At 45.4% G+C, this 20,312-nt stretch carries 18 protein-coding genes, 2 tRNA genes and 1 pseudogene; 2 read left to right on the forward strand and 19 right to left on the reverse strand.

The window, feature by feature from the left end; genetic code table 11:
* From BMZ95_RS04535 to BMZ95_RS04545, 3 genes and pseudogenes are all read right to left on the reverse strand, one after another.
* Positions 1–182 (reverse strand): helix-turn-helix domain-containing protein (locus BMZ95_RS04535; protein WP_159428733.1); only part of this gene is annotated, 182 nt, incomplete at its 3' end.
* Positions 179–616, reverse strand: a pseudogene (gene tnpA, locus BMZ95_RS04540) (IS200/IS605 family transposase). The pseudogene tnpA and the gene BMZ95_RS04535, both read right to left, overlap by 4 nt.
* Positions 617–806: 190 nt before the next feature.
* Positions 807–1,163, reverse strand: a complete 357-nt coding sequence (locus tag BMZ95_RS04545; RefSeq protein WP_014072669.1) for a VOC family protein — start codon at positions 1,161–1,163, stop codon at positions 807–809.
* Between the two features lie 151 nt (positions 1,164–1,314).
* Between BMZ95_RS04545 and BMZ95_RS04550 the strand changes: the two genes are divergently transcribed.
* Entirely contained in the window at positions 1,315–2,175 is an 861-nt protein-coding gene (locus BMZ95_RS04550) for a YitT family protein (RefSeq protein ID WP_046922236.1), read from the forward strand.
* Between the two features lie 239 nt (positions 2,176–2,414).
* Here the strand turns inward: BMZ95_RS04550 and pepI are convergent, their stop codons facing one another.
* The 13 genes from pepI to BMZ95_RS04615 all read right to left on the reverse strand — a co-directional run bounded on the left by pepI (position 2,415) and on the right by BMZ95_RS04615 (position 15,548).
* Positions 2,415–3,305: a proline iminopeptidase gene (gene pepI / locus BMZ95_RS04555; protein WP_014072667.1), complete on the reverse strand. Its 891-nt coding sequence runs from the start codon at positions 3,303–3,305 to the stop codon at positions 2,415–2,417.
* A gap of 11 nt (positions 3,306–3,316) precedes the next feature.
* Complete coding sequence (rlmH, locus tag BMZ95_RS04560) at positions 3,317–3,796, reverse strand: 23S rRNA (pseudouridine(1915)-N(3))-methyltransferase RlmH (RefSeq protein ID WP_003697684.1); 480 nt, start codon at positions 3,794–3,796, stop codon at positions 3,317–3,319.
* Positions 3,797–4,214: 418 nt separating this feature from the next.
* On the reverse strand, positions 4,215–5,543 hold the full coding sequence (locus BMZ95_RS04565) for a S1C family serine protease (protein WP_014072666.1): 1,329 nt from the start codon (positions 5,541–5,543) through the stop codon (positions 4,215–4,217).
* A gap of 113 nt (positions 5,544–5,656) precedes the next feature.
* Entirely contained in the window at positions 5,657–6,466 is an 810-nt protein-coding gene (locus BMZ95_RS04570; RefSeq protein ID WP_046922237.1) for an MBL fold metallo-hydrolase, read from the reverse strand.
* Positions 6,467–6,477: 11 nt separating this feature from the next.
* Positions 6,478–7,287, reverse strand: a complete 810-nt coding sequence (locus BMZ95_RS04575; protein WP_014072664.1) for a two-component system regulatory protein YycI — start codon at positions 7,285–7,287, stop codon at positions 6,478–6,480.
* A complete protein-coding gene (locus tag BMZ95_RS04580; protein ID WP_046922238.1) occupies positions 7,284–8,624 on the reverse strand; it encodes a YycH family regulatory protein in 1,341 nt (446 codons plus the stop codon). Before BMZ95_RS04580 ends, BMZ95_RS04575 begins: the two co-directional genes overlap by 4 nt.
* Positions 8,614–10,494, reverse strand: a complete 1,881-nt coding sequence (walK, locus tag BMZ95_RS04585; RefSeq protein WP_014072662.1) for a cell wall metabolism sensor histidine kinase WalK — start codon at positions 10,492–10,494, stop codon at positions 8,614–8,616. The genes BMZ95_RS04580 and walK overlap by 11 nt, the downstream gene beginning before the upstream one ends.
* An 86-nt stretch (positions 10,495–10,580) precedes the next feature.
* Positions 10,581–11,288, reverse strand: coding sequence for a response regulator YycF (gene yycF / locus BMZ95_RS04590; RefSeq protein WP_046922239.1), 708 nt, complete (start codon positions 11,286–11,288; stop codon positions 10,581–10,583).
* Between the two features lie 343 nt (positions 11,289–11,631).
* Positions 11,632–11,704 (reverse strand) — tRNA-Lys (locus tag BMZ95_RS04595).
* A 106-nt stretch (positions 11,705–11,810) separates the two neighbouring features.
* Positions 11,811–11,883 (reverse strand) — tRNA-Lys (locus BMZ95_RS04600).
* A 123-nt stretch (positions 11,884–12,006) separates the two neighbouring features.
* The gene (locus BMZ95_RS04605; protein WP_003695842.1) at positions 12,007–12,564 is read right to left on the reverse strand and encodes an ECF transporter S component; all 558 of its coding nucleotides are present in this window, start codon (positions 12,562–12,564) and stop codon (positions 12,007–12,009) included.
* 13 nt (positions 12,565–12,577) lie between these two features.
* Entirely contained in the window at positions 12,578–13,417 is an 840-nt protein-coding gene (locus BMZ95_RS04610; protein WP_046922352.1) for a pyridoxamine kinase, read from the reverse strand.
* 895 nt (positions 13,418–14,312) lie between these two features.
* Positions 14,313–15,548, reverse strand: coding sequence for a NupC/NupG family nucleoside CNT transporter (locus tag BMZ95_RS04615; RefSeq protein WP_014072657.1), 1,236 nt, complete (start codon positions 15,546–15,548; stop codon positions 14,313–14,315).
* Between the two features lie 615 nt (positions 15,549–16,163).
* On the opposite strand from BMZ95_RS04615, the gene BMZ95_RS04620 reads away from it, so the two are divergent.
* Positions 16,164–16,658: an acyl-CoA thioesterase gene (locus BMZ95_RS04620; protein ID WP_014072656.1), complete on the forward strand. Its 495-nt coding sequence runs from the start codon at positions 16,164–16,166 to the stop codon at positions 16,656–16,658.
* A gap of 57 nt (positions 16,659–16,715) precedes the next feature.
* Here BMZ95_RS04620 and BMZ95_RS11590 read toward each other — a convergent pair whose 3' ends face one another.
* The 3 genes from BMZ95_RS11590 to pflB form a co-directional block, all read right to left on the reverse strand.
* Complete coding sequence (locus BMZ95_RS11590; RefSeq protein ID WP_003695850.1) at positions 16,716–16,841, reverse strand: hypothetical protein; 126 nt, start codon at positions 16,839–16,841, stop codon at positions 16,716–16,718.
* A gap of 246 nt (positions 16,842–17,087) precedes the next feature.
* A complete protein-coding gene (pflA, locus tag BMZ95_RS04625) occupies positions 17,088–17,912 on the reverse strand; it encodes a pyruvate formate-lyase-activating protein (protein WP_014072655.1) in 825 nt (274 codons plus the stop codon).
* Between the two features lie 34 nt (positions 17,913–17,946).
* Positions 17,947–20,211, reverse strand: coding sequence for a formate C-acetyltransferase (pflB, locus tag BMZ95_RS04630; RefSeq protein ID WP_046921923.1), 2,265 nt, complete (start codon positions 20,209–20,211; stop codon positions 17,947–17,949).
* Positions 20,212–20,312 lie beyond the last annotated feature (101 nt).

Genomic DNA, 20,312 nt, shown 5'->3' on the forward strand with positions numbered 1-20,312 from the left:
AGATAGTTCATGCCATACTCATTGACGAAAAGACTGTTTGGATTGTTCTGATAGCGTTCCTTAGCCATTCCCAGCATCTGATTCCAAACAAAACGGTCGTTGCCGAACATTTGCCATAACTGTTCCCGCTGGGATTGATTGGGGTACAATCGCAACTTAATCCCCTTAATGACTTTGCTCACTCCAGGTTCACCTCTTTTCGACGCTGGTCATCAATGTACTTGGCAACAGCCTGTTCATTGACTGTGCCGATGCTTTCAACATAGTAACTCGGTGACCACAAATGACGATCCTGCTTCTTCCGGTGACTGGTTTGTAATTCCGGACATTTCCTGAACAATTGCCACGCTGAAATTTCCTTCAGCCAGCGCATAATATTCGTTCCCGACAATTCAGGCGGTGCGCTCACCAATAAGTGAATGTGGTCATCTTTTCCAATCTCCATGTGAGCAATCGTAAAGCCGTATTTTGAAGCAATTTCATATAAGGTTCGCTTCAAGAATGTTTCGACGTGTCCTTTCAGCACTTTATTGCGATACTTAATTCCTCAGATGAGATGATAATTAAGATTGTAAACCGATGTGCTACCATACGTAAGTCTGTTTATATCTTTTATATCAATTATTATAACACATATGTTCGTATTCGTGTGTCATAAGGACAAAAAAACAGGCAATTCATCACGTCCTTAAAAGAACGTGTTTCCTTGCACACTTTCAAAAATGAAAAAAACCGGATCAGATTTGCGATTGATTGCAAATCATCCGGTTTTTCAATTTGAGGAGGATTTTTTAACAGCCTCTTTTTTAATTTTCTTCCACTAATTCCAATTCATTTTTATCAGGATCAAGCACGATTGCTCGATAGCGTCCGTCTTTTGTCTTTTCCAAATGCTGAGAGCACTCGTATCCGTCATTTTCGATTGCACGTGCCAATGATTCGATCATCTCAGGTCCGCCGACAGAAATTGCGAACCTGGCACATCTTCGCGGACCAGGCTCTGCATTTTTCAAAAGTTCGAGGCGAACATCGTCCGAAAACTTCAGCAAGCATGACTGTTTGTCAGTGCTTATCCAATCTTCTTTTGCTCTGAAATACTTTTGGTAAAACATTTCCGATCTTTGAACGTCCTGCACGAAAAGACTTACGTATTCAATTCTCATTTTGATCACCCACCCTCATTTTACAGCAACTGCCCTTCTTTTTCTAAAACCACGTTCTGAATGTTTCACGTGAAACATTAATTGTCATTGAAACACGTTGTTTCTCGTTTTATAATCTTGCTATAAATCATATTTTACGGAGTTTTTCACCATGTTAAAGAATAAAACACAGCTCAAATTCGTTCGCAAAAGTTTCTTTGCAATTCTCTACGGACTCATGTCGGCCATCGGCATCAACGTTTTCCTGTCACACGCTCATTCCTATTCGATCGGCGTTCCCGGAATCGCGCAGCTTCTTCAGGCGATTTTTACAAATTTCGGCATCAGCGTCAGCATCAGTTTCCTGATGATCATCATGAACATCCCGCTGTTCCTGTTTGCCTTGAAATCATTCGGCTTTAACTACATCGTTTTTTCGCTCATGGCTGTTGCCTCAAACATTTTCTTTCTGAAGATTATTCCGCAGGTTACCGTCGTCACCAACGATTTGACAAACACGCTTGTCGGTGCCGCAATCATCGGTGCCGGCATCGGCTTTTGTTTCAACAACGGTTTTTCGACCGGCGGAACGGACGTCATCGTCACCTACTTCCAAAACAAGTATAAAATGAAAATCGGATTTATCAACAACTTGCTGAACGGCGTCATTCTGATCTTGACCGCCATCTTCTTCAATCTCGGGCGAAGCGTCTACAGTCTGCTCGGGATGCTCGTCACCAGCTGGATGATGGACTTCACTTTCAAAAAGCAAAAAGATACGAGCATCATGATCTTTACCAAGGCTTCAGACAAAGTCGCAGATGCCCTGCGCTATTTCGTTCATGGCGCAACCCTTTTGAACGGTACCGGCATTTACACCGGCGAACGGACCGACATCATCATCATCGTTGCTCAGCAAGACCAGATTCCCTACTTGCGTCAAACGATCAAAAAAGCAGATCCGAACGCATTCATCAGCATCCAGGATGCAAATGCCGAATTGGGCAATTATACGCAGGTCTTTGATGACTGATTTTGTCCGCAATTTTCTTTGTCTTGATGACTTTTGGTCAAATGCAGCGTCCGCTAAATCATCGCACCAAGAATTTGCCGACGGTCTCTTTTGAGTTATTTCCATCATGGAAGGCGTCATGCATACGAAAAAAACCGGATCAGATTTGCAATTAATTGCAAATCTAATCCGGTTTTTCAATTTGAGCCAGAGTTTTTTCCCAGCCTCTTTTTTATTTCAAAAAACATCTTCTTTGCATGCTAATCGTTTTCGTTAAGCCACTTGCACAAAAGCTCAACGTATTTTTCGTTTTCTTGCACGAACGACATGTGGCGACAGCCTGCAAAAAGCTCCCAGCGCGCATTTTCGATGCGATCGTACATCGTTTTGGCGACCAACGGCGTGCAAAGGTCGTCAGTCCCGCTCGTAATCAGAGTCGGAACGGAAATCTCGTTCAAACGATCAGTGACCTCATACGAATGAAGGTTTCCCTGCGGATTATACTCATTTGGCCCCCAGGCTTCAAGATACGCGCGCTTGCCGCCGATTTTCTTGCGGCGAAGCGGTTCCGGAGCATCGCTGGTGATTTTCGCACAGCTGTGAAGCTCCATGAAGCGCTCATTTGCAGCCAAATATTCAGGACTTGTGAAATCGCCCGTCGATTCTGCTTGCTTGATTGCTTCCTGATCTCTTTCATCCATGAACCTTATCATTCGGTGAAGTTCTTTTGCCCACAGTGAAGCCGAAGACAGCGTGCTTGAAAGAATCAGGCTCTTGGCGCCCCTTGCATCACCGTCAAGCATGTAGAGCAATGCCAGCATTCCGCCCCATGACTGACCCAAAACGTGAAATTCTGAAACGTGCAGCTGCTCGCGCAAATTTTGCAGCTCCTTCATCCAAATCGAAGCGTTGTAAACCTCAGGAGTATCGTCCGGAAGACTGGATCTTCCGCAGCCAAGCTGATCATACATGATGACCTGGCGGTTCGTTTTGTCTGCAACGCAGTCAAGCACCTCGAAATAATTGTGCGTCGATCCCGGACCTCCGTGCAGCAAAATCAGCGGCGGCTTTTGATCAAAATTTTTGCCTGCGATTCGATAATACGTCCGGTATTGTCCGAACGGCAGATACCCTTCCTTGATTTCAGTCATTTAAATTCCCCCTATTTATGGTACGGACTGCCAGAATTAATCATGAAAGCCCGATAAATCTGTTCCGTCAAAACGAGGCGCATCAGCTGATGCGGCATCGTGAACCGACCAAAGGAAATTTGCGAATCCGCACGTTTCAGGACGTCTTCAGACAATCCGAGCGAGCCACCGATGACAAATGCCAGATCGCTTCTGCCATACGTCGTCAAATTTTCGATTTCTGAAGCAAATTCTTCAGATGTACGCTCTTTGCCAAGAATTGCTAAAGCATAAACGTAATCACGATCTTTGATCTTGCCCAGGATTCTTTCTCCTTCGGTTTTCTTGACGTTTTCCATCTGCGCTTCGCTTAACTTTTCAGGGGCCTTCTCATCCGGAACCTCGACAATTTCAAACTTGCAAAACTTGCCAAGACGTTTTGAATATTCCGCAATTCCCTGTTTCCAGTACTTTTCTTTTAATTTTCCCACGCAGATTATTTTGATATTCATTTAAATCCTCCTTGAACATGTGGATAATCCACAGCTTTCCCACAAACTTATCCACATGTTGATAAGCAAAAACACAACATATGGCTGATTTCAACCTTTTTGATACTATATTTATGTTGGAAACGTTCGACTTATCCACTTTGCATAAAACCATGCGAACGCACTTTCCATATTGCCAAAATCATTGTAAAATCAACGTTTCTCAGTGTTCCACAAATTGCATATCGCAAACTTATCCACAGCTTTCACTCGCAATTGTGGATAAGTTTTTTCGTGAACATTCGCTTTTTCCTGTGCATAACAATTATAGCAAATTTTTACGTGCCTTTCTTGTGAAATGCAGAGCCGGATATCCGCAATCAAACAGCCGAGACTTGCTGCCAAGCCTCGGCTGTTTGCGGTTAGATCTGTTTTCGCTTTAATTGCCCGAATTGGATGCCGTCGACGTATTCTTGTCGTTAGACTCAAGCGTCAGTTTGACGTTTGCCTTTTTGAGCTCACCTTTGTGGTAGTACTGTATTTCAACAGTGTCACCGACCTTGTGACCGTAAAGCGCCGTCCTCAATGACGACAGGCCGGAAACTTTCTTGCCGCCAAGCGAAACGATGACGTCATATTTTGAAATATCAGTCTTCTTGAGCGGTGATGACGAGTTGACCTTAATCACGACGACGCCGCTCGTTACCTTGCTTGGAAGGTTGAGCGTCTGAGAACGATCAGCTTCGGAAACGTAATCAAGGTCAACCAAAGAAATTCCGAGTGCCGGCCGAACCACCTTGCCGTTTTGGACAAGCTGGTTGATGATGCTGACGACTTCATTGCTTGGAATGGCAAATCCCATGCCTTCAACGGACGTTGACGAAGACGACGTGCTCGATCCCGTGCTGGAAAGCTTCATGGAGTTGATGCCGATAACCTGACCGGCAAGGTTGATCAAAGGACCGCCTGAGTTGCCCGGGTTGATGGCCGCATCCGTTTGAATAACCGTAGCCTGACCGGTCGACGTGCCGTTTGAGTCCGTAACGTCAATCGTGCGCTTCTTGGCGGAAATAATTCCCTGAGTCAAGGAAGTTGCGTATTCAGAACCAAGCGGAGATCCGATGGCAAGCGCCGTTTCGCCGACGCTGATGTTGTCAGAGTTGCCAAACGTTGCAACCTGATTGACGTTTGAAGCGTCAATCTTCAAAACTGCCAAGTCTGAGACGGAGTCATGTCCGACGACTGAAGCCTTGACCTTCTTGCCGCTACTCAAAAGAACCTCGACTTTATTTGCACCTGAAATGACATGATTGTTCGTCACGATAAATGCAGTGTTCCCATCCTTCTTGTAGATGACGCCAGAGCCTTCGCTGGTCGAAGTTTCAGACGAGCTGCTGTCGCCAAACAGGTCTTCAAGCGTATCGTAATCGGAAGACGAATTTGAATATGCTTCAACTGAAACAACGGCTCCCTTGATTTTCTTGAATGCTTTTGAAGCTTGTGTTCCGACGTTGACTTTGACGTTGCTTGTCTGCGTCGTTCCTTTGGAATTTTCAATCTTGTCTTGTGCCTGCGAATTATGATTTTGATAATAGACATATCCACCGACCGAAATTCCGCCGCCTAAAAGCCCTGCAACGAGCGCTGTGACGAACACCTTGCCCAAGCCGTTTCCTTTTTTTGGATCTCGTGATTCAGGCGAGTTGTTTTCTGGCTCAACTTCATTGAATTCGCCGTCGAATTGATTGTTGTGATTGTCATCGAACATAATGATGGACCCCTTTCGTTTTTATCTCTTAGCTTTAATATAGCCGTTTTCTCATAAAAAATCCTGTATTTTTCAAAAGCTTTACCTTAATTCAAGCAATTTTAAAAATTTTTTTACAATGCTATCAGCGGCGTAGCCTTCTCAGGGTCGGTATCATGGAGATAAAAATCATGATCGACGGCAAAATCATGGTCACGCATCATATGATCGACCGTCAGATGTGCCAGCTCTTTGACGTTGTTCTCACGGCTGAGGTGACCAAGATAAATCTGTTTGGTCTTGTTTCCGATGACGCTCATCAAAGCATTGGCTCCGTCTTCGTTCGACAGGTGTCCGGTATCGCCTAAAATTCTTTGCTTCAACGGCCACGGGTATGCCCCCATCCGAAGCATCTCCGTATCGTGATTGCATTCGAACAGATACGCCTCTGCATCTTGAATGATTCCGGCAACCATCGGTGAAACGTAGCCCGTATCGGTTACAATCGCAAACGAACTGTCATGATGGTGCAGCTCGTAAAATTGCGGCTCGCTCGCATCATGCGAAACGCCGAAACTCTCGATGTCAAGATCGTCCAAGCTGAGCACGCTTCCGCATTTGAAGACGTATTTTTGATCCAGCGGGATTTTGCCGACCTTTTTGCTCATCGCAGCCCATGTGCCCTCATTTGCGTACACGTTCATCCCGTAACGCCTGGCCAAGACACCGACTCCTTGACAGTGATCGGAGTGCTCGTGCGTGACGAACAGGCTGTCGACGTCTTTTAACGTCCGTCCGATCGAGTTCATCAACGTTTCGATTTTTTTACCGGAAAGGCCGGCATCGATCAAAACCTTGTGCTTTTCTGTTTCGACGTAAGTCACATTCCCGCTGCTTCCGCTTGCCAAGACGCTGATTTTCATTTGATCTTTTTGCTGTGTCATTTTAATCTTCCCTACTTAACACTGATTGTTTCATCCATGACTGCACCGGTAAACGCATTGATCCGCCGGTATTGAACCGTCCCTGAAGATTTGGAGCTGATGCAAAAATTCCACGTCGGAATGTAAACTACGCTGTTGTTGACGTCAAGCAGCCTGGTATAACCCAATTTGCACCACTCGACGGTCGAATTTTGCGACAGCTTGTTGTATTGATAAAGCCACATCAAGGCACGTTTTTGACTGATTGTATCTTTCTTTTCGCGCAAAATATCGGCCGCATGGATATACGTTTGCGTATAGCCCGTAACATAGCCATCTTTGACCGTAAACCTGATTTGTCCTTCGCTTGAATAGACGGGTTTGCCGTAAAGTTCCTGCGTATAGACGATCGTATTTTTGGTCGAAAGATTGCCGTTAAAAGAATAATGCTTGCCCATCGGTATTTCAGCCGAATCCTTGACGACAGAATCAAGCGAATTTTGCGGATTCGTCAGATTGAGCTTGATGCCCGTGATAAACGAAGCGGTCAGTTTATGATTTGAATAAGACCAAGTCACATAGTGCAACTGAGTCGCCTTTTCACGCAGAAAACCGTCCTTTGGCGCTGCCAGATAGTATCCGCTTTGACTCTTGTCAGACAATTTTCCGTGACTGATCTGATCGTTTTTCAAACTCTTCATCAAAGATGCTGTCGAGTCCTGAGTACTGGTATTCGTTGTCGACTCAACGATTGAATCTTGATGAAAGTAAGTCGTCAGCAAGAAAAAGTCAAGCACGATAAATGCCACCAGGAAGATCCATTCAATTCGTTTAAAATTCATCGTGAACCCTCCTCATTGTGAACCAGATCCCTGTAATCGATCCAAACGTTGTTGTATTTGACAAAATAAGTCGGTGTCAAATCAATGACGAGCGCGCTTGATTCATTCTTGGATTCGCGGTATCCGATCTGAACGTTATTGATTTTTTGCATGTCGATTCCGCTTTGCTTCAAGCTCTCCATGACGTCATCCGTATTCGGCAGCTGAACTGCGTTTGAATCGGCCGGAACCGGCACTTGCAAGGTATAAAGCGAGAAAACCAGATGTTGATTTCCGCTGTCCGTGATCTGAACCTGATAAGAGCCATACTCATCTGCTGAAATAATCGGAAAACCGTTGATATAGCTGCGATATGTGGCATTTTTGCTTTGAAAGTCAAATTCCGAGTAGCGCACGTCATCAAGCGCAACGTCCAAAAGTTTCAGCCGGTCAAACGACAAGGTCAGACTGTCATAAAGGCTGCGATGTCTTGCTTCGGCAATTTCTTTTGCATAGTTCGTGTAAGAAACGTAGCCGTTATGATTTTTGATGACCATTCGCTGCCCGGCATCATCAGTGTAGATTGTTTGTTTTTTCTGCTCCCGAGTCGTTACGGCCGAATTTTCGTTTGATCCGATCAATCTGGTGACGAACAGCCCTGTATTTTCACGATTGATCAAATAGCTGCTCTTCGGAACTTCGATCGGTTGTAAGAAATACTTCGTGATATGCCCGTTGAACAACCGATATTCGACACGAACCATCTTGATGTCGCGCCGCGTTATCAGCGACGACATTTTTCCGATTGCCTGAACGTGGGCAGTATAGACGTTCAGACTGTGGTCGTCCATGAAATAAATGACGCCGTGGCGATTCAAAGGCACCAAAATTCTTGAAAATGCATAATTCGCATCTGATTTCGTCATCGACTTCATATGGTTCTTGAACAAGCCGAGCGTCACGGGTGCCGAGTAGTTCAGCGAATACGAATCGTTCATGTTCAGAAATTTGAGGTACTCTTCTTGACTCCTGAACGTTTTTTTGGTAATTTTTTTGATTCTGACGTTTTTGCCCCGGCGTCTTGCAAGGTCGATCACATCGATTTTCGTACTCGACAGCTGATATCTCGTATCATTTTCGTAGTAAGTCAGACTCACGGGCAGATAAACGTCGGCGATGCTTTGTTTTCCAGCCACGTTTTTATCGACGCTGCCCGCTGCCGGAACACTTTTTGCTCCAAAGACCTGGAAGTTCGAAGGAGTCACCCAAATCAGCACAGTGAAAATGATGCTGATCAAAACCGCAATAATCAGCGCAACCGGAAGGAGCCATGACCAGTTTCTTTTCTTATTCTTCATCCCACAAGTCATCTCCTTCGTATTCTTCATATGGCAAGGAAATATAAAATGTCGATCCCTTGCCTTCGATACTGTCGACCCAGATCTTGCCATGATGCATCTCGATTACTTCCTTAGAGATTGCAAGTCCAAGTCCAGTTCCGCCCTGAGCTCTTGAACGCGCCTTGTCAACGCGGAAGAAACGGTCAAAAATATGTCCAAGGTCTTTTCGCGGAATTCCCAAGCCCTGGTCCGTAATGCTCAAAATCACGTGATTGTGCGTTTCCAACAGACGACACGTGATTACGCCGCCATCAGGGGAATATTTGATCGCATTGTTCATAATGTTGTCGACCACCTGAATGAACTTGTCGGTGTCGATTTCAACCCACAGATCGCGTTTCGTGAAATCACGCTTGATCGTGTAATTCTTGCTCTTGGTTTCACGAGTGTCGTTGTTGTCTTTTTTAAGCATCATGTCAAATCGATTCAAAATATAGTTGAACAGCTCGTTCAGATTGACCAGCTCAAAATCAAGCTTGACGGTTCCTGAGTCCATGCGCGACAAACTCAACAAATCATTGATCATGCGAATCATGCGATCGGTCTCGTCCTGCGTAACCTTGAGAAATGCAGGGGCGACTTCCGGATCCTTCCAAGCACCGTCATTGAGAGCTTCGATGTAGCTTCTCATGCTCGTGAGCGGCGTGCGCAATTCATGCGAAACGTTTGAAACGAACTGACGCCTTTCACGATCGATTTTCTGCTGTTCGGTCACGTCATGAAGCACGCAGACCAATCCCGAAATAAAGCCCGTTTCGCGTTGAATCGTTGAAAAGTAGGCATTTAAAATCTGATCATGTCCTGCATCAGACATGTCGACGATGATTCCGTCCTGATTTTCGATCAATTCTCGCATCGTTTGCATCTCACGAATTTTGAGAACGTCCAAAATCGAGGTTCCGATTACGTCTTTTGACTCAACGTCCAGATATTCGCAGGCCATATCATTGATAATGCTGATGTTTCCGCGCCGATCCGTTGCAATGACCCCGTCCGACATGTGCGACAAGACCGAATCAAGTCTGCGCCTTTCTGAATCAGAAGACTCTTGTGCTTCTTCAACTCTGACAGACAGATTGTTGACCGCCTGTGCCAATTGTCCCAACTCGTCAGTCCCGTAAACATGAACCTTGCCTGAGTAATCGCCGTCGGCAATCTGCATCGTCTGCTTTTTCATTTCATCGATCGGACGCGTAATCGCGCTTGAGACGGTAATCGCAAGCGCCATCCCGATTGCCGTTGCAATCAAGGAAGCCGTCGCAAAAATCAGCGTGACGCTGTTGACCGAATCATAGACGCTTTCGAGATTTGCTCTGAGATACACTGCCCCGACGACCGTATTGGTATTTCCGCTTGCGCTAAACAAGGGCGTAATCGACACGTATGAACGCCGATTGCTGCTTTTGTCATACGTCATCGTCGTAAACGTTCTTCCTGAATAAAGAACGCGCTTGATGTTTGTGTTAGTTGTTTTCTGTCCGACGACCGAGCGTCCGTTAACGTCGTTTTCGCCGCGAATCGTTCCTTTGGAATCAATCACTTGAATCGTCGAAATATTTTCGTTGTTGATGTCTTCCAAAATCGTATTGATGCTCTTGTTGGCTTTTGTCGTATTCGTCGACGTCAGCTGCTTGATCAGCGAATTATCGACATAAGTGGATAATTCCACTCGTTGTTTGAATGATTTGATATTTTCACTTTTCAATCTCTGTACAAAAACAGCCCCGACGATTTGAAATGTTATCAATAGCAACAATGCAAACACGAGGGCTATCTTGAAGTGAATGGATTGGAAAAAGTGAAGCTTTTTATTCGTTTGTTTTTCCATCTTTTTCCTTTGTTATCGTCATGCCGATTTCAAGCTCGAATTTACTCACCGAATTCGGTTTCGGCAGTGCATTTTTCAAAAATAAATCATTCGGCTTCCGGACTGCGCAGATAATAACCGACTCCGCGGCGCGTCACCAACAATGTCGGGCGACTCGGGTTGTCCTCGATCTTTTCGCGCAAACGTCTGACGGTCACGTCAACCGTGCGCACGTCGCCGAAATAATCATATCCCCAAACAGTCTGAAGCAAGTGCTCACGCGTCATGACCTGGCCGATATGCTTGGCCAGATAGTACAAAAGCTCGAACTCGCGGTGCGTCAGCTCGATTTTTTCGCCGTTCTTTGAAGCGACATAGGCTTCCGGATGAATCGTCAAACTGCCGATTTCGATGTCAGACGACTTCTCTTCTTCCGGCGTTGCGTTTGCAACCGCTGCCTGACGTCTCAGATTGGCCTTGACGCGCGCAACCAGCTCACGGTTCGAAAACGGCTTCGTCACGTAATCGTCGGCACCCATTTCAAGGCCTAAAACCTTGTCGATTTCGGCATCTTTGGCCGTGACCATGATAATCGGCATGTCATGCGTCTTGCGCACCTCGCGTGCCACTTCCAAACCGTCAATTTTCGGCAGCATCAGATCCAAAATAATCAGATCGGGAGAAACCTCTTCAACTTGTTTCAGCGCTTCTTCACCGTCATAAGCCGTATGCACGTCATAGCCTTCCTTGGTCAGGTTGAACTTGATGATGTCTGAAATCGGCTTTTCATCATCTACTACTAAAATTTTCTTCATGTTGATTCCTCTTTAAAATTCAGTATTTCCAATCAAAAGACGTTCTGATGACAAATTTCCGTCTCTTATCGTTAATAATCCATACAACACCATTATAACATTTAAATTCAGCTGTTGTGAACTGAGCAAAAGTGCTCTGTTTTTTGACGCGAGGACGAACGAAATTCGAAACGTCATCTTTATTTTTCCGTTAAATCAAGGCATTTGATGCAATGAGGCGGGAAAACGACGCTTTTTGAAATCTGCCCGTATTTTTGCACCGGTTTTCATTTGCGGCTCTGCATTTTTCAGTGAGTACAAAAAAAAGACATCGGAACTTCCGATGTCTTTCCCAAATCTCTGATGGGTGGTCAGGGGATCGAACCCTGGACCCACGGATTAAGAGTCCGTTGCTCTGCCAGCTGAGCTAACCACCCATATTGCGTTGACTTACAATCAACATAAGATATGATACCAGTTATCTGGATAAGATGCAAGCCCTTTTTCGACTTCCATCGAATGCCGGTTTCAAAACACCGACAATGGGTGGTCAGGGGATCGAACCCTGGACCCACGGATTAAGAGTCCGTTGCTCTGCCAGCTGAGCTAACCACCCATATGTTACCTAAGCAACGAATATTATTATATCGAATAATCCTGTTCGTTGCAAGTCTTTTTTAAAAAAATATTGCGATTCACACACACGAAACCGCAATATCTTCAAATAATTTAGTTGTTTTTATCTGCCTTGCTTCTGAACCGAAGCAAAAATCGTTTTTACGAAGAAATACAGAATGGGGGTACAGATTGCGGTGGAACATGAATTGATCACCGTTGCGGGCAAACTGAAGAAGGATGCAACCAGCGCTGTCTTTATTGCAGTTCCTGCCATCAGCGCCTCAACGATCGAAGTTCCGTAAGACGTGAAGATCTTGGTCACGCCCGCCGCAATTGCAAGAATTATGATATTCTTTTTACTGTCATTATATTTGAAAGCCCTGAAAAGTCCGGAAATTATCAAGGCGACAACTACGACTTCAAGCATCGTCAGCCAACTGGTGGATGCATATCCGTTCAAGATATCAAATCCGCCAAGACCGATTATCCCGGCAAGCATCCCGTTTCGAAATCCCAAAAAAAGGATTGCGACCGCAGTCAACGTATTGCCGAAATGGATAAACGGCTTACCGACCATCGCAGGGACCGGTATGCGCAAAACCCAAATGCCAATATAGATGATTGCGGCAAACAGACCTGTCAGAATGATTGCTCGCAAAGAATTTTTCTGTTCTCTCATTTCTATTTCCCCCTCAAACGATCTCCAATTTTTTCAATAATTGCGGAATCGCGGCACCATAATCAGCACCAAACCGAGGGTCGTGGGGTTTTTGGGTCTTTACGATTGCTTCAGACACGAAGTCCATCGCAATCGTCCCAGCAGACCTCAAATCTTTTTCGTACAAGAGACTTGAAAAAAGGACCGATGCAAAGAGATCGCCAGTTCCGAAATAGTTCCCAGGCTGTTTCGAACGACTGACCATCCAGGTTCCGCCGTCTTGTTCGCAGCCGACGATTGAAATCAGGCCATTGCCTGAATCAATCCCCGTCAAAACGATGTTTCTCAGATTGAATCTTCTTTGCACCTTTTCAGCCGTTTCAAAAGCATCATCTGTTGCAACTGGAGAAGTAGTCAAAGGCTCGCCCAACAAGAGTTTTGCCTCAGTATAATTAGGTGTCGCAATATCAGCCTTTGAAATCAAGCATCTCATCTTCTCAACATATTCTTGATCGAACCCACGATAAAGCTTTCCATGATCCCCCATCACGGGATCGATTAAAAGCATCGTTTCAGTCGTGCTTACATCCGCCAAATTTTCCTGCAGAACGTCCAAAGGTTTCTCTCCCAAATATCCCAGATAGATTGCAGAAAACTTCAAACTCAATGTTTTCCAATGCTGGAGAATGCTGACCATTTCTTTTGACAAATCCAGATACGTGTTCTCCCCGAAACCGCCCGTATGTGTTGACAACAAAGCGGTGGGCAAAACGGTCGGAGCCAAGTTCAGCGCGCCAAGCAAGGGTAAAGCACAGCCAAGCGAGACTTGACCTGCACAAGACAAGTCCTGACTGATCAAAACATTGGATTGCATTGCCTACGTTCCTTTCTGACTTTTGCAGCCGCATTTCACAAAAATTAAAAGGCTCAGGAGTTAAGAGCTTGTCAATATTATAACATGATAACCGATTATTTTTTAGTCGTGATTTGCTTTTTTTGGCAATAAGATGCTTGTAAACGCTGTATTTGCCAAAGAACCGTCCAGTGCCACAAAATGTTTGCTTCATGCCTTTGAAGCGGTATTTGTCATGCGGAAAAATCCAGGGCGGAAAGCAGCGAGCGGTTCCTGATTCGTCGAAAACGGGGCGTGCGGCTCCGAAAGTAGACAAAAAACGGGGGAAATGCCTCATTTTTGTCTACCGGACTCTCCAAATTCGGGGCGTGCGGCTTCGAAAGTAGACAAAAAACGGGATAAATGCCTCATTTTTGTCTACCGGACTCTCCAAATTCGGGGCATGCGGCTCCGAAAGTAGACAAAAAACGGGAGAAACGCCTCATTTTTGTCTACCGGACTCTCCAAATTCGGGGCGTGCGGCTTCGAAAGTAGACAAAAAACGGGATAAATGCCTCATTTTTGTCTACCGGACTCTCCAAATTCGGGGCATGTGGCTCCGAAAGTAGACAAAAAACGGGGTGAATGCCTCATTTTTGTCTACCACCGACTCCAAATTCGTCCCGCGCGGCCTCGAAAGTAGAACAAAATCTCCATCCGTAAAATTTGAGTGAAATCTCGGTGCACCGCCCAGAATAATAAGAAATACCCCACAATCATTAGACTACTTTGTCTAACAATTATAGGGCACTTCAATCACGGCACGAATTTTAATCATTATTCAGTTGCGTACGGGGTCATGACTGCGCTTGCGCTGATCACTCGCGTCCCTCCTTATCTACCGCCTTGTTGAGCGGCTGGTCTTCACACCTTGTTCCTACCAAGCAAACAGTCCCACCGTTGCTGCCGAAAGCAACGAAACCAAAATGCCTGACAACAGCAAATAAGGAACGTTTTTGGAAACCAAGTCGTTTTTCTCACGATCAACAATGCTCTTGAAGCAGCCAATGATCATGCCGACAGTTGAGAAGTTGGCAAACGACGTCACGAAGACCGTAAGCACGGCGCGGTAGTGTTCGGAAAAGGCTGTCGTTGCGATCTTGCCGGTAACTTTGCCCATAACGACGAATTCGTTCGTCACGAGCTTTTCACCCATGTATTGGGCAAATTGGAACGCATCCGAAGGGTTGAGACCCATAAGCCAAGCAAACGGGAACATGATGATCCCGAGCAGATGTTCCAGGGAAACCCATGGATGAATCAGGCCCAAAAGCTTGTCGACAAGCGCAGCCAAGGCAACGAACGCAATAACGTTGGCAGCGATGATCAAAACGAGACGGCCGGCAGACAGAATCGAGTCGCCAAGAAACGAGAAGAAAGGTTCCTTCTTGCCGTCGGCTTCAACCGTCCCTTCAGCAACGGAGGCCAATCCGCCGATTTTGGCAATAAAGTCTTCTTCTTGCGAAACCTGCACTGGATTTAACATTGAAGTTACGACCAATGCGTTGATCACGTTGACAGGGATTGCCGTTAAAATATATTGTCCGGGCATCATTTGCGTATAAGCACCGATAATGGAGGCCGTTACGCAGCTCATGGACATCATGGCAAGCGTCAAATCGCGTTTTGCGCTCATCTGCTTAAGCTGCAGCGATGAGACGGCCAACGCCTCCGTATTGCCGAGAAACATCATTTCAACTGCGAAAAACGATTCAAATTTAGGTTGACGCGTAATAAATGAAAGACCGCGTCCGATCCACTTGATAATCCACGGGAGAACACCAATATAAGTCAAAATGTCAAACAGCGGCACGATCATTAAAATCGGCAGCAGCACGCTGACGAAAAAGTCCATCGACTTCACGTTGACCATGCTCGGAATTGCAAACGCGATTCCCTGATACGAAACTTGAACAAGTGCATCAAAGCCTGCCGCGGCTCCTTTGACGATTGTGAGACCGATCGGAAAACTGGTCAAAAACCATGCCATGACAAGGTTTAAAGCCGTCATTGTCAAAATTGCGCGCCAGTTGATGGCTTTGCGATCTTTTGAAAACAACCATCCGATTGCGAGAAATACGATTAATCCGATGATGTTGATTGCTAAATACAAAATTTTTTCTCCTCTCTGGACTGTAAAACTTTCGATATTATATCGGAACGCGTCCCTTTTTGTAAAATGCAGAGCGTTGATAAACGTGCGTTTCTTGCCTATATTTAGAATAATTTAGTTTGTGATCGAATGCTAAACATCACGAATAACGAAAATTATTGATAAAACAGAATTTATCCTTAGTCAATCTGCGAACAATAAGGAAAAGTTAAAAAGTTTTCAATTCTAATGGTAAGCGCTTGCATTTTGATCAAAAAGTGCTATAATCAGAATTGTAGAAAGGGTTTAGAGATTCTGCAGCGCGACTGAACGAAACAGCGCTTGCAGCGAGCTTGAAACGATAAAAGCATCGTTGCCCAATAGTGAAATGACCGTATCCGATACAGCAAGGATGGATATGGCTTGAAGGTTAATTAAGCAGGATCAAAACGCCTTTCAATTATACCTTAATCGAACGAGACAGGTTGGCGGATTACCGATAATGTAAAAGAACGTCGTGAAAGAACTTATGCGGTAATGAAAGGCTGACTGAGGGCTCGTCGTAAGGAGCCGGAACTTGATTCCGGCTCCTTTTTTTGTGCTACAATGACATTACGCAGGAAAAGAGGGATATGAATGGCAAAATGCAAAGAAACGCTGGCAATTACGAACCATCGCGTCATTTCCGAAGACATCAACGAGCACGAAACCGTGTATGGTGGACGAATTTTGGAAATTTTGGACGGAACGGCATCAACTTCGGCAGCCAGACTGGCGCGAACGCAGACCGTCACCGCTGCAATCGACGACGTGAATTTTATTGCACCTTTCACCTTGCATGATTCCTTTTGCGTCGAAAGCTACGTAACGGGCGTTGGCACGCATTCGATCGAGGTCTTCGCAAAAGTCGTCGGCGAGCATCTTTTAACGGGCGAAAGATTTTTGGGAATGACGGCTTTTTTCACTTTCGTCATCCTGGACAAAAGTGTCGAACCAGAACCGATCATCCCTGAAAGCAACGAGGAAAAAATGCTTTGCAAAGGATATGAGCAGCGCAGAAAACGCAAAAAGGCCGCTTTAAATGATCGTTTAAGCTTCAATCAGCAATTGTCGATTGATCTTCCATACTAAAGAAAAAGCAGCTCTGAGGCGCCTTAAATACGTCTCAAAGCTGCTTTTTATCGAGAGTCAGTCATTATCTCGATTCTGGGCCACCTTCATCAACAAGCGGATAGCTTCTTCGTAACTGCAAGTATGTTCTTCCATAACTTGTTTAATCAATTCTTCAGTCGATGTCTTTGCTGAAATCGTCATAAAATATACCCCCTGATATCAATGAATGTGTCCATTTCCTCATGGCGAACTTATGTTTCTCTTTTTATATCACTTTTACATTTTAGCGCGGTTCTCTCAAAAAGAAAAGGCAAAATTTCAAATGATTTTTTTGCATATTTGACATAATCTTTACCCCATGCGCCTTTGACCTTCCTCAAAAAAATTTTTCACTGCAAAATATGCAAAAAACAAAACCACACCGAAACTTTTCGGTGTGGCAGATCATCAATCAGTCTTCATCCCTGGTTTCCAAGTAAGATAGCCTTCGTAATCCTTAGTATGGAGAAGCCTCTCTGCATTTTCAACACGATCCTGAGTCGGCGGCTCGACTCCTTCCAAACGATAAGGAATACCCATTTCGTGGTATTTGTGCACGCCCATCGTATGGTAAGGAAGAACCTCGACCTTCATGACGTTTCTCAAATGCGTTTTGATATAATCTCCGAGCTTTTCAAGATCTTCGTCAAAATCGGTCTGTGTAGGAATCAAAACGTGTCTGATCCAGACCGGCTTGCCGATTTCAGACAAATACTCGCAAAGATCGAGAATATTTTCGTTTGGAAAACCGGTCAGCAGCTTGTGCTTATCTGAATCGATATGCTTGATGTCGACGAGCAAAATATCAGTCACGTCCAACAGCTTGTTGAACGTATCAAACCAAGGCTTTCGTCTGGTGAACGGCTGCCCGCACGTGTCAAGACAGGTGCTGATACCAAGTTCCTTGCATTTCGTAAACAGGTCAAGAGCAAATTCGGGCTGCAGCAAAATCTCGCCCCCAGAAAGCGTGATTCCTCCTTGCTCTCCCCAAAATTCCCGATAAGGAAGCGCCTTTTTCAAGACCTCATCAGCAGTCATTGTCGTCCCGACGTTCTTTTTCCAAGTATCAGGGTTGTGACAGAACTTGCACCGCATATTGCAGCCTTGCATAAAGACTACGAAGCGGATTCCGGGCCCATCAACGGCACCGAACGTTTCAATCGAATGAACGTACCCTAATATTTCACCCTTTTCATTGGTCGGTACCGGTTTTAAATACGGATTTGTCGTCATAGTCTCATGCCACCTTCAATTATAAAATACAGTGTTACATATGATCGTGGAACGTTCTGGAAATTACGTCATCCTGCTGTTCTTTGGTCAAGTCGGCAAAGTATACGCAGTATCCGGAAACACGAATCGTCAGAGTCGGATACTTTTCAGGATGCTTTTGCGCATCAAGCAGCGTATCACGGTTAAAGACGTTGATGTTCAGATGATGACCATTATTCTTCATATATCCGTTGATCATGTTTACTAAAGTCTTATCGCATGTTTCTTCATCATGGCCCAATGTTGACGGCGTAACGGCAAACGTATTCGAGATGCCATCCGTTGCATACTTGTAAGGAATCTTGGCTACCGAAAGAAGCGATGCCAATGCGCCGTTTTGTTCTGCACCGTATGCCGGGTTGGCACCTGGTGAGAACGGCTTTCCCTTTTGACGGCCGTTTGGCGTTGTCCCTGTATTCTTGCCATAAACGACGTTTGAAGTAATCGTCAAAACGGATGTTGAAAGCTTTGCTCCGCGATAGAGATGATGCTTGTTCATCTTCGTATAGAGCTGTTTTACGAGCCATACGGCAATTTCATCGGCACGATCATCATTGTTGCCGTAGCGAGGGAAGTCGTTGTCTGCTTTGAAGTCGATTGCAACGCCGTCTTCGTCACGAATTGCTTTGACGTGACCATACTTGATTGCGGAAATGGAGTCAGCGGCAACCGACAGGCCTGAAATACCGGTTGCAAACGTCCGGTTCAGCACTGTATTTTTCAATGCCAGCTGAGCAGATTCGTAGTAGTACTTGTCGTGCATATAATGGATGGCATTCAGCGCATTGACATAGATGTCTGCAACCCATTCAAGCATATCGTCGAATTTCTTCATGAATTCATCATAGTCAATATACTCGGAAGTAATCGGAGCATATGCAGGTCCGCACTGGAGTTTCGTCAATTCGTCGACGCCGCCGTTGATCGCATAAAGCACTGTCTTGGCAAGGTTTGCGCGAGCACCAAAGAACTGTACGCCATCGGCAATCGGCTGAGCGGAAACGCAGCAGGCAATGCCGTAGTAGTCCGTTCCCCACGTCTTCATCATCAAATCGTCGTTTTCGTATTGAATCGTCGAACTCTTTGAAGATACGCTCGCAGCATATTCCTTGAACGACTCAGGAAGGTTTGCCGACCACAAAACCGTGATGTTCGGTTCAGGCGCAGCACCCATGTTGTGCAAGGTATTCAAGAAACGATACGACGTCTTCGTTACATGATGACGTCCGTCCATGCCCATGCCGGCCAACGAAAGCGTTGCCCAGATAGGGTTGCCAGAGAACAGAGAATTGTACTCAGGCGTACGGATAAACGAAACCATACGCAGTTTCATCGTAAATTGATCAATCAATTCCTGAGCTTCTTTTTCTGTCAAAATGCCACGTTCAAGGTCACGTTCAACGTAAATGTCAATGAACGAGTCAATGCGTCCGATTGACATGGCAGCCCCGTTTTGCTGCTTGATGGCTGCCAAGTATCCGAAGTAAAGCCATTGGATGGCTTCCTTGGCCGTCGTTGCCGGATATGAAATGTCATAGCCGTATTCTGCGGCCATCGTCTTCATGTCTTTCAAGGCACGAATCTGATCGGAAATTTCTTCACGTACGCGGATAACTTCGTCAGTCATTTCGCCGTCGCCGTAATTTTTGAAATCTTCCTTCTTTGCGGCAATCAAACGATTGATTCCGTAAAGCGCAATGCGCGGAAAATCAGCAACGATGCGTCCGCGTCCGTATGCATCCGGAAGTCCCGTAATAATCTTGTTGTGGCGCGCGCTCTTGATTTCGTCCGTATAAACGTCGAACACACCTTGATTGTGCGTCTTATGAAGATCAGTGAAGATTCTTTCCGTTTCAGGATCGATTTCAAAACCATAAGCTTCCAAAGCTTCCTTAGCCATGCGAATCCCGCCATATGGCATCAATGCTTTCTTGAGCGGCTTGTCAGTCTGAAGACCGACAATTTTCTCAAGATCCTTGTCAAGGTAGCCCGGTCCGTGCGACGTGATTGTCGAAACAACTTTCGTGTCAGCATCCAAAACGCCGCCAGCAGCACGTTCCTTGAGTTTCAGATCAACGAGCTTATCGTTGAGTTTCGTCGTTGCTTCGGTAGGTCCTTCCAAGAATGAAGAATCACCGTCATAAGGAGTGAAGTTTTGTTGAATAAAATCGCGCACATCGATTTCGTCTTGCCATTCTCCGCCTTTGAAGCCATCCCAGGCTGTTGTCACAGCTTCTTTAACATTATCCATCTGAAGCATCTTAATTCCTCCCTAGATTGTTAAATCATTTGACTATATTAAAACAACGTTATAACGTTCCAGCGCTCACAACCGCTATATCAAAGCGTTGTTATCGCTTT

Source organism: Ligilactobacillus ruminis DSM 20403 = NBRC 102161, from assembly GCF_900113455.1.
In the GTDB taxonomy this organism is placed as follows: domain Bacteria; phylum Bacillota; class Bacilli; order Lactobacillales; family Lactobacillaceae; genus Ligilactobacillus; species Ligilactobacillus ruminis.

What these genes read in the sequence shown, in the direction of transcription:
- walK (WP_014072662.1), bottom strand. Translation starts at nt 10,494, where the DNA reads ATGGAAAAACAAACGAATAAAAAGCTTCACTTTTTCCAATCCATTCAC.
- BMZ95_RS04550 (WP_046922236.1), top strand. Translation starts at nt 1,315, where the DNA reads ATGTTAAAGAATAAAACACAGCTCAAATTCGTTCGCAAAAGTTTCTTT.
- BMZ95_RS04605 (WP_003695842.1), bottom strand. Translation starts at nt 12,564, where the DNA reads ATGAGAGAACAGAAAAATTCTTTGCGAGCAATCATTCTGACAGGTCTG.
- BMZ95_RS04620 (WP_014072656.1), top strand. Translation starts at nt 16,164, where the DNA reads ATGGCAAAATGCAAAGAAACGCTGGCAATTACGAACCATCGCGTCATT.
- BMZ95_RS04580 (WP_046922238.1), bottom strand. Translation starts at nt 8,624, where the DNA reads ATGAAGAATAAGAAAAGAAACTGGTCATGGCTCCTTCCGGTTGCGCTG.
- pflA (WP_014072655.1), bottom strand. Translation starts at nt 17,912, where the DNA reads ATGACGACAAATCCGTATTTAAAACCGGTACCGACCAATGAAAAGGGT.
- BMZ95_RS04565 (WP_014072666.1), bottom strand. Translation starts at nt 5,543, where the DNA reads ATGTTCGATGACAATCACAACAATCAATTCGACGGCGAATTCAATGAA.
- rlmH (WP_003697684.1), bottom strand. Translation starts at nt 3,796, where the DNA reads ATGAATATCAAAATAATCTGCGTGGGAAAATTAAAAGAAAAGTACTGG.
- BMZ95_RS04570 (WP_046922237.1), bottom strand. Translation starts at nt 6,466, where the DNA reads ATGACACAGCAAAAAGATCAAATGAAAATCAGCGTCTTGGCAAGCGGA.
- BMZ95_RS11590 (WP_003695850.1), bottom strand. Translation starts at nt 16,841, where the DNA reads ATGACGATTTCAGCAAAGACATCGACTGAAGAATTGATTAAACAAGTT.
- pepI (WP_014072667.1), bottom strand. Translation starts at nt 3,305, where the DNA reads ATGACTGAAATCAAGGAAGGGTATCTGCCGTTCGGACAATACCGGACG.
- BMZ95_RS04610 (WP_046922352.1), bottom strand. Translation starts at nt 13,417, where the DNA reads ATGCAATCCAATGTTTTGATCAGTCAGGACTTGTCTTGTGCAGGTCAA.
- yycF (WP_046922239.1), bottom strand. Translation starts at nt 11,288, where the DNA reads ATGAAGAAAATTTTAGTAGTAGATGATGAAAAGCCGATTTCAGACATC.
- pflB (WP_046921923.1), bottom strand. Translation starts at nt 20,211, where the DNA reads ATGCTTCAGATGGATAATGTTAAAGAAGCTGTGACAACAGCCTGGGAT.
- BMZ95_RS04545 (WP_014072669.1), bottom strand. Translation starts at nt 1,163, where the DNA reads ATGAGAATTGAATACGTAAGTCTTTTCGTGCAGGACGTTCAAAGATCG.
- BMZ95_RS04575 (WP_014072664.1), bottom strand. Translation starts at nt 7,287, where the DNA reads ATGAATTTTAAACGAATTGAATGGATCTTCCTGGTGGCATTTATCGTG.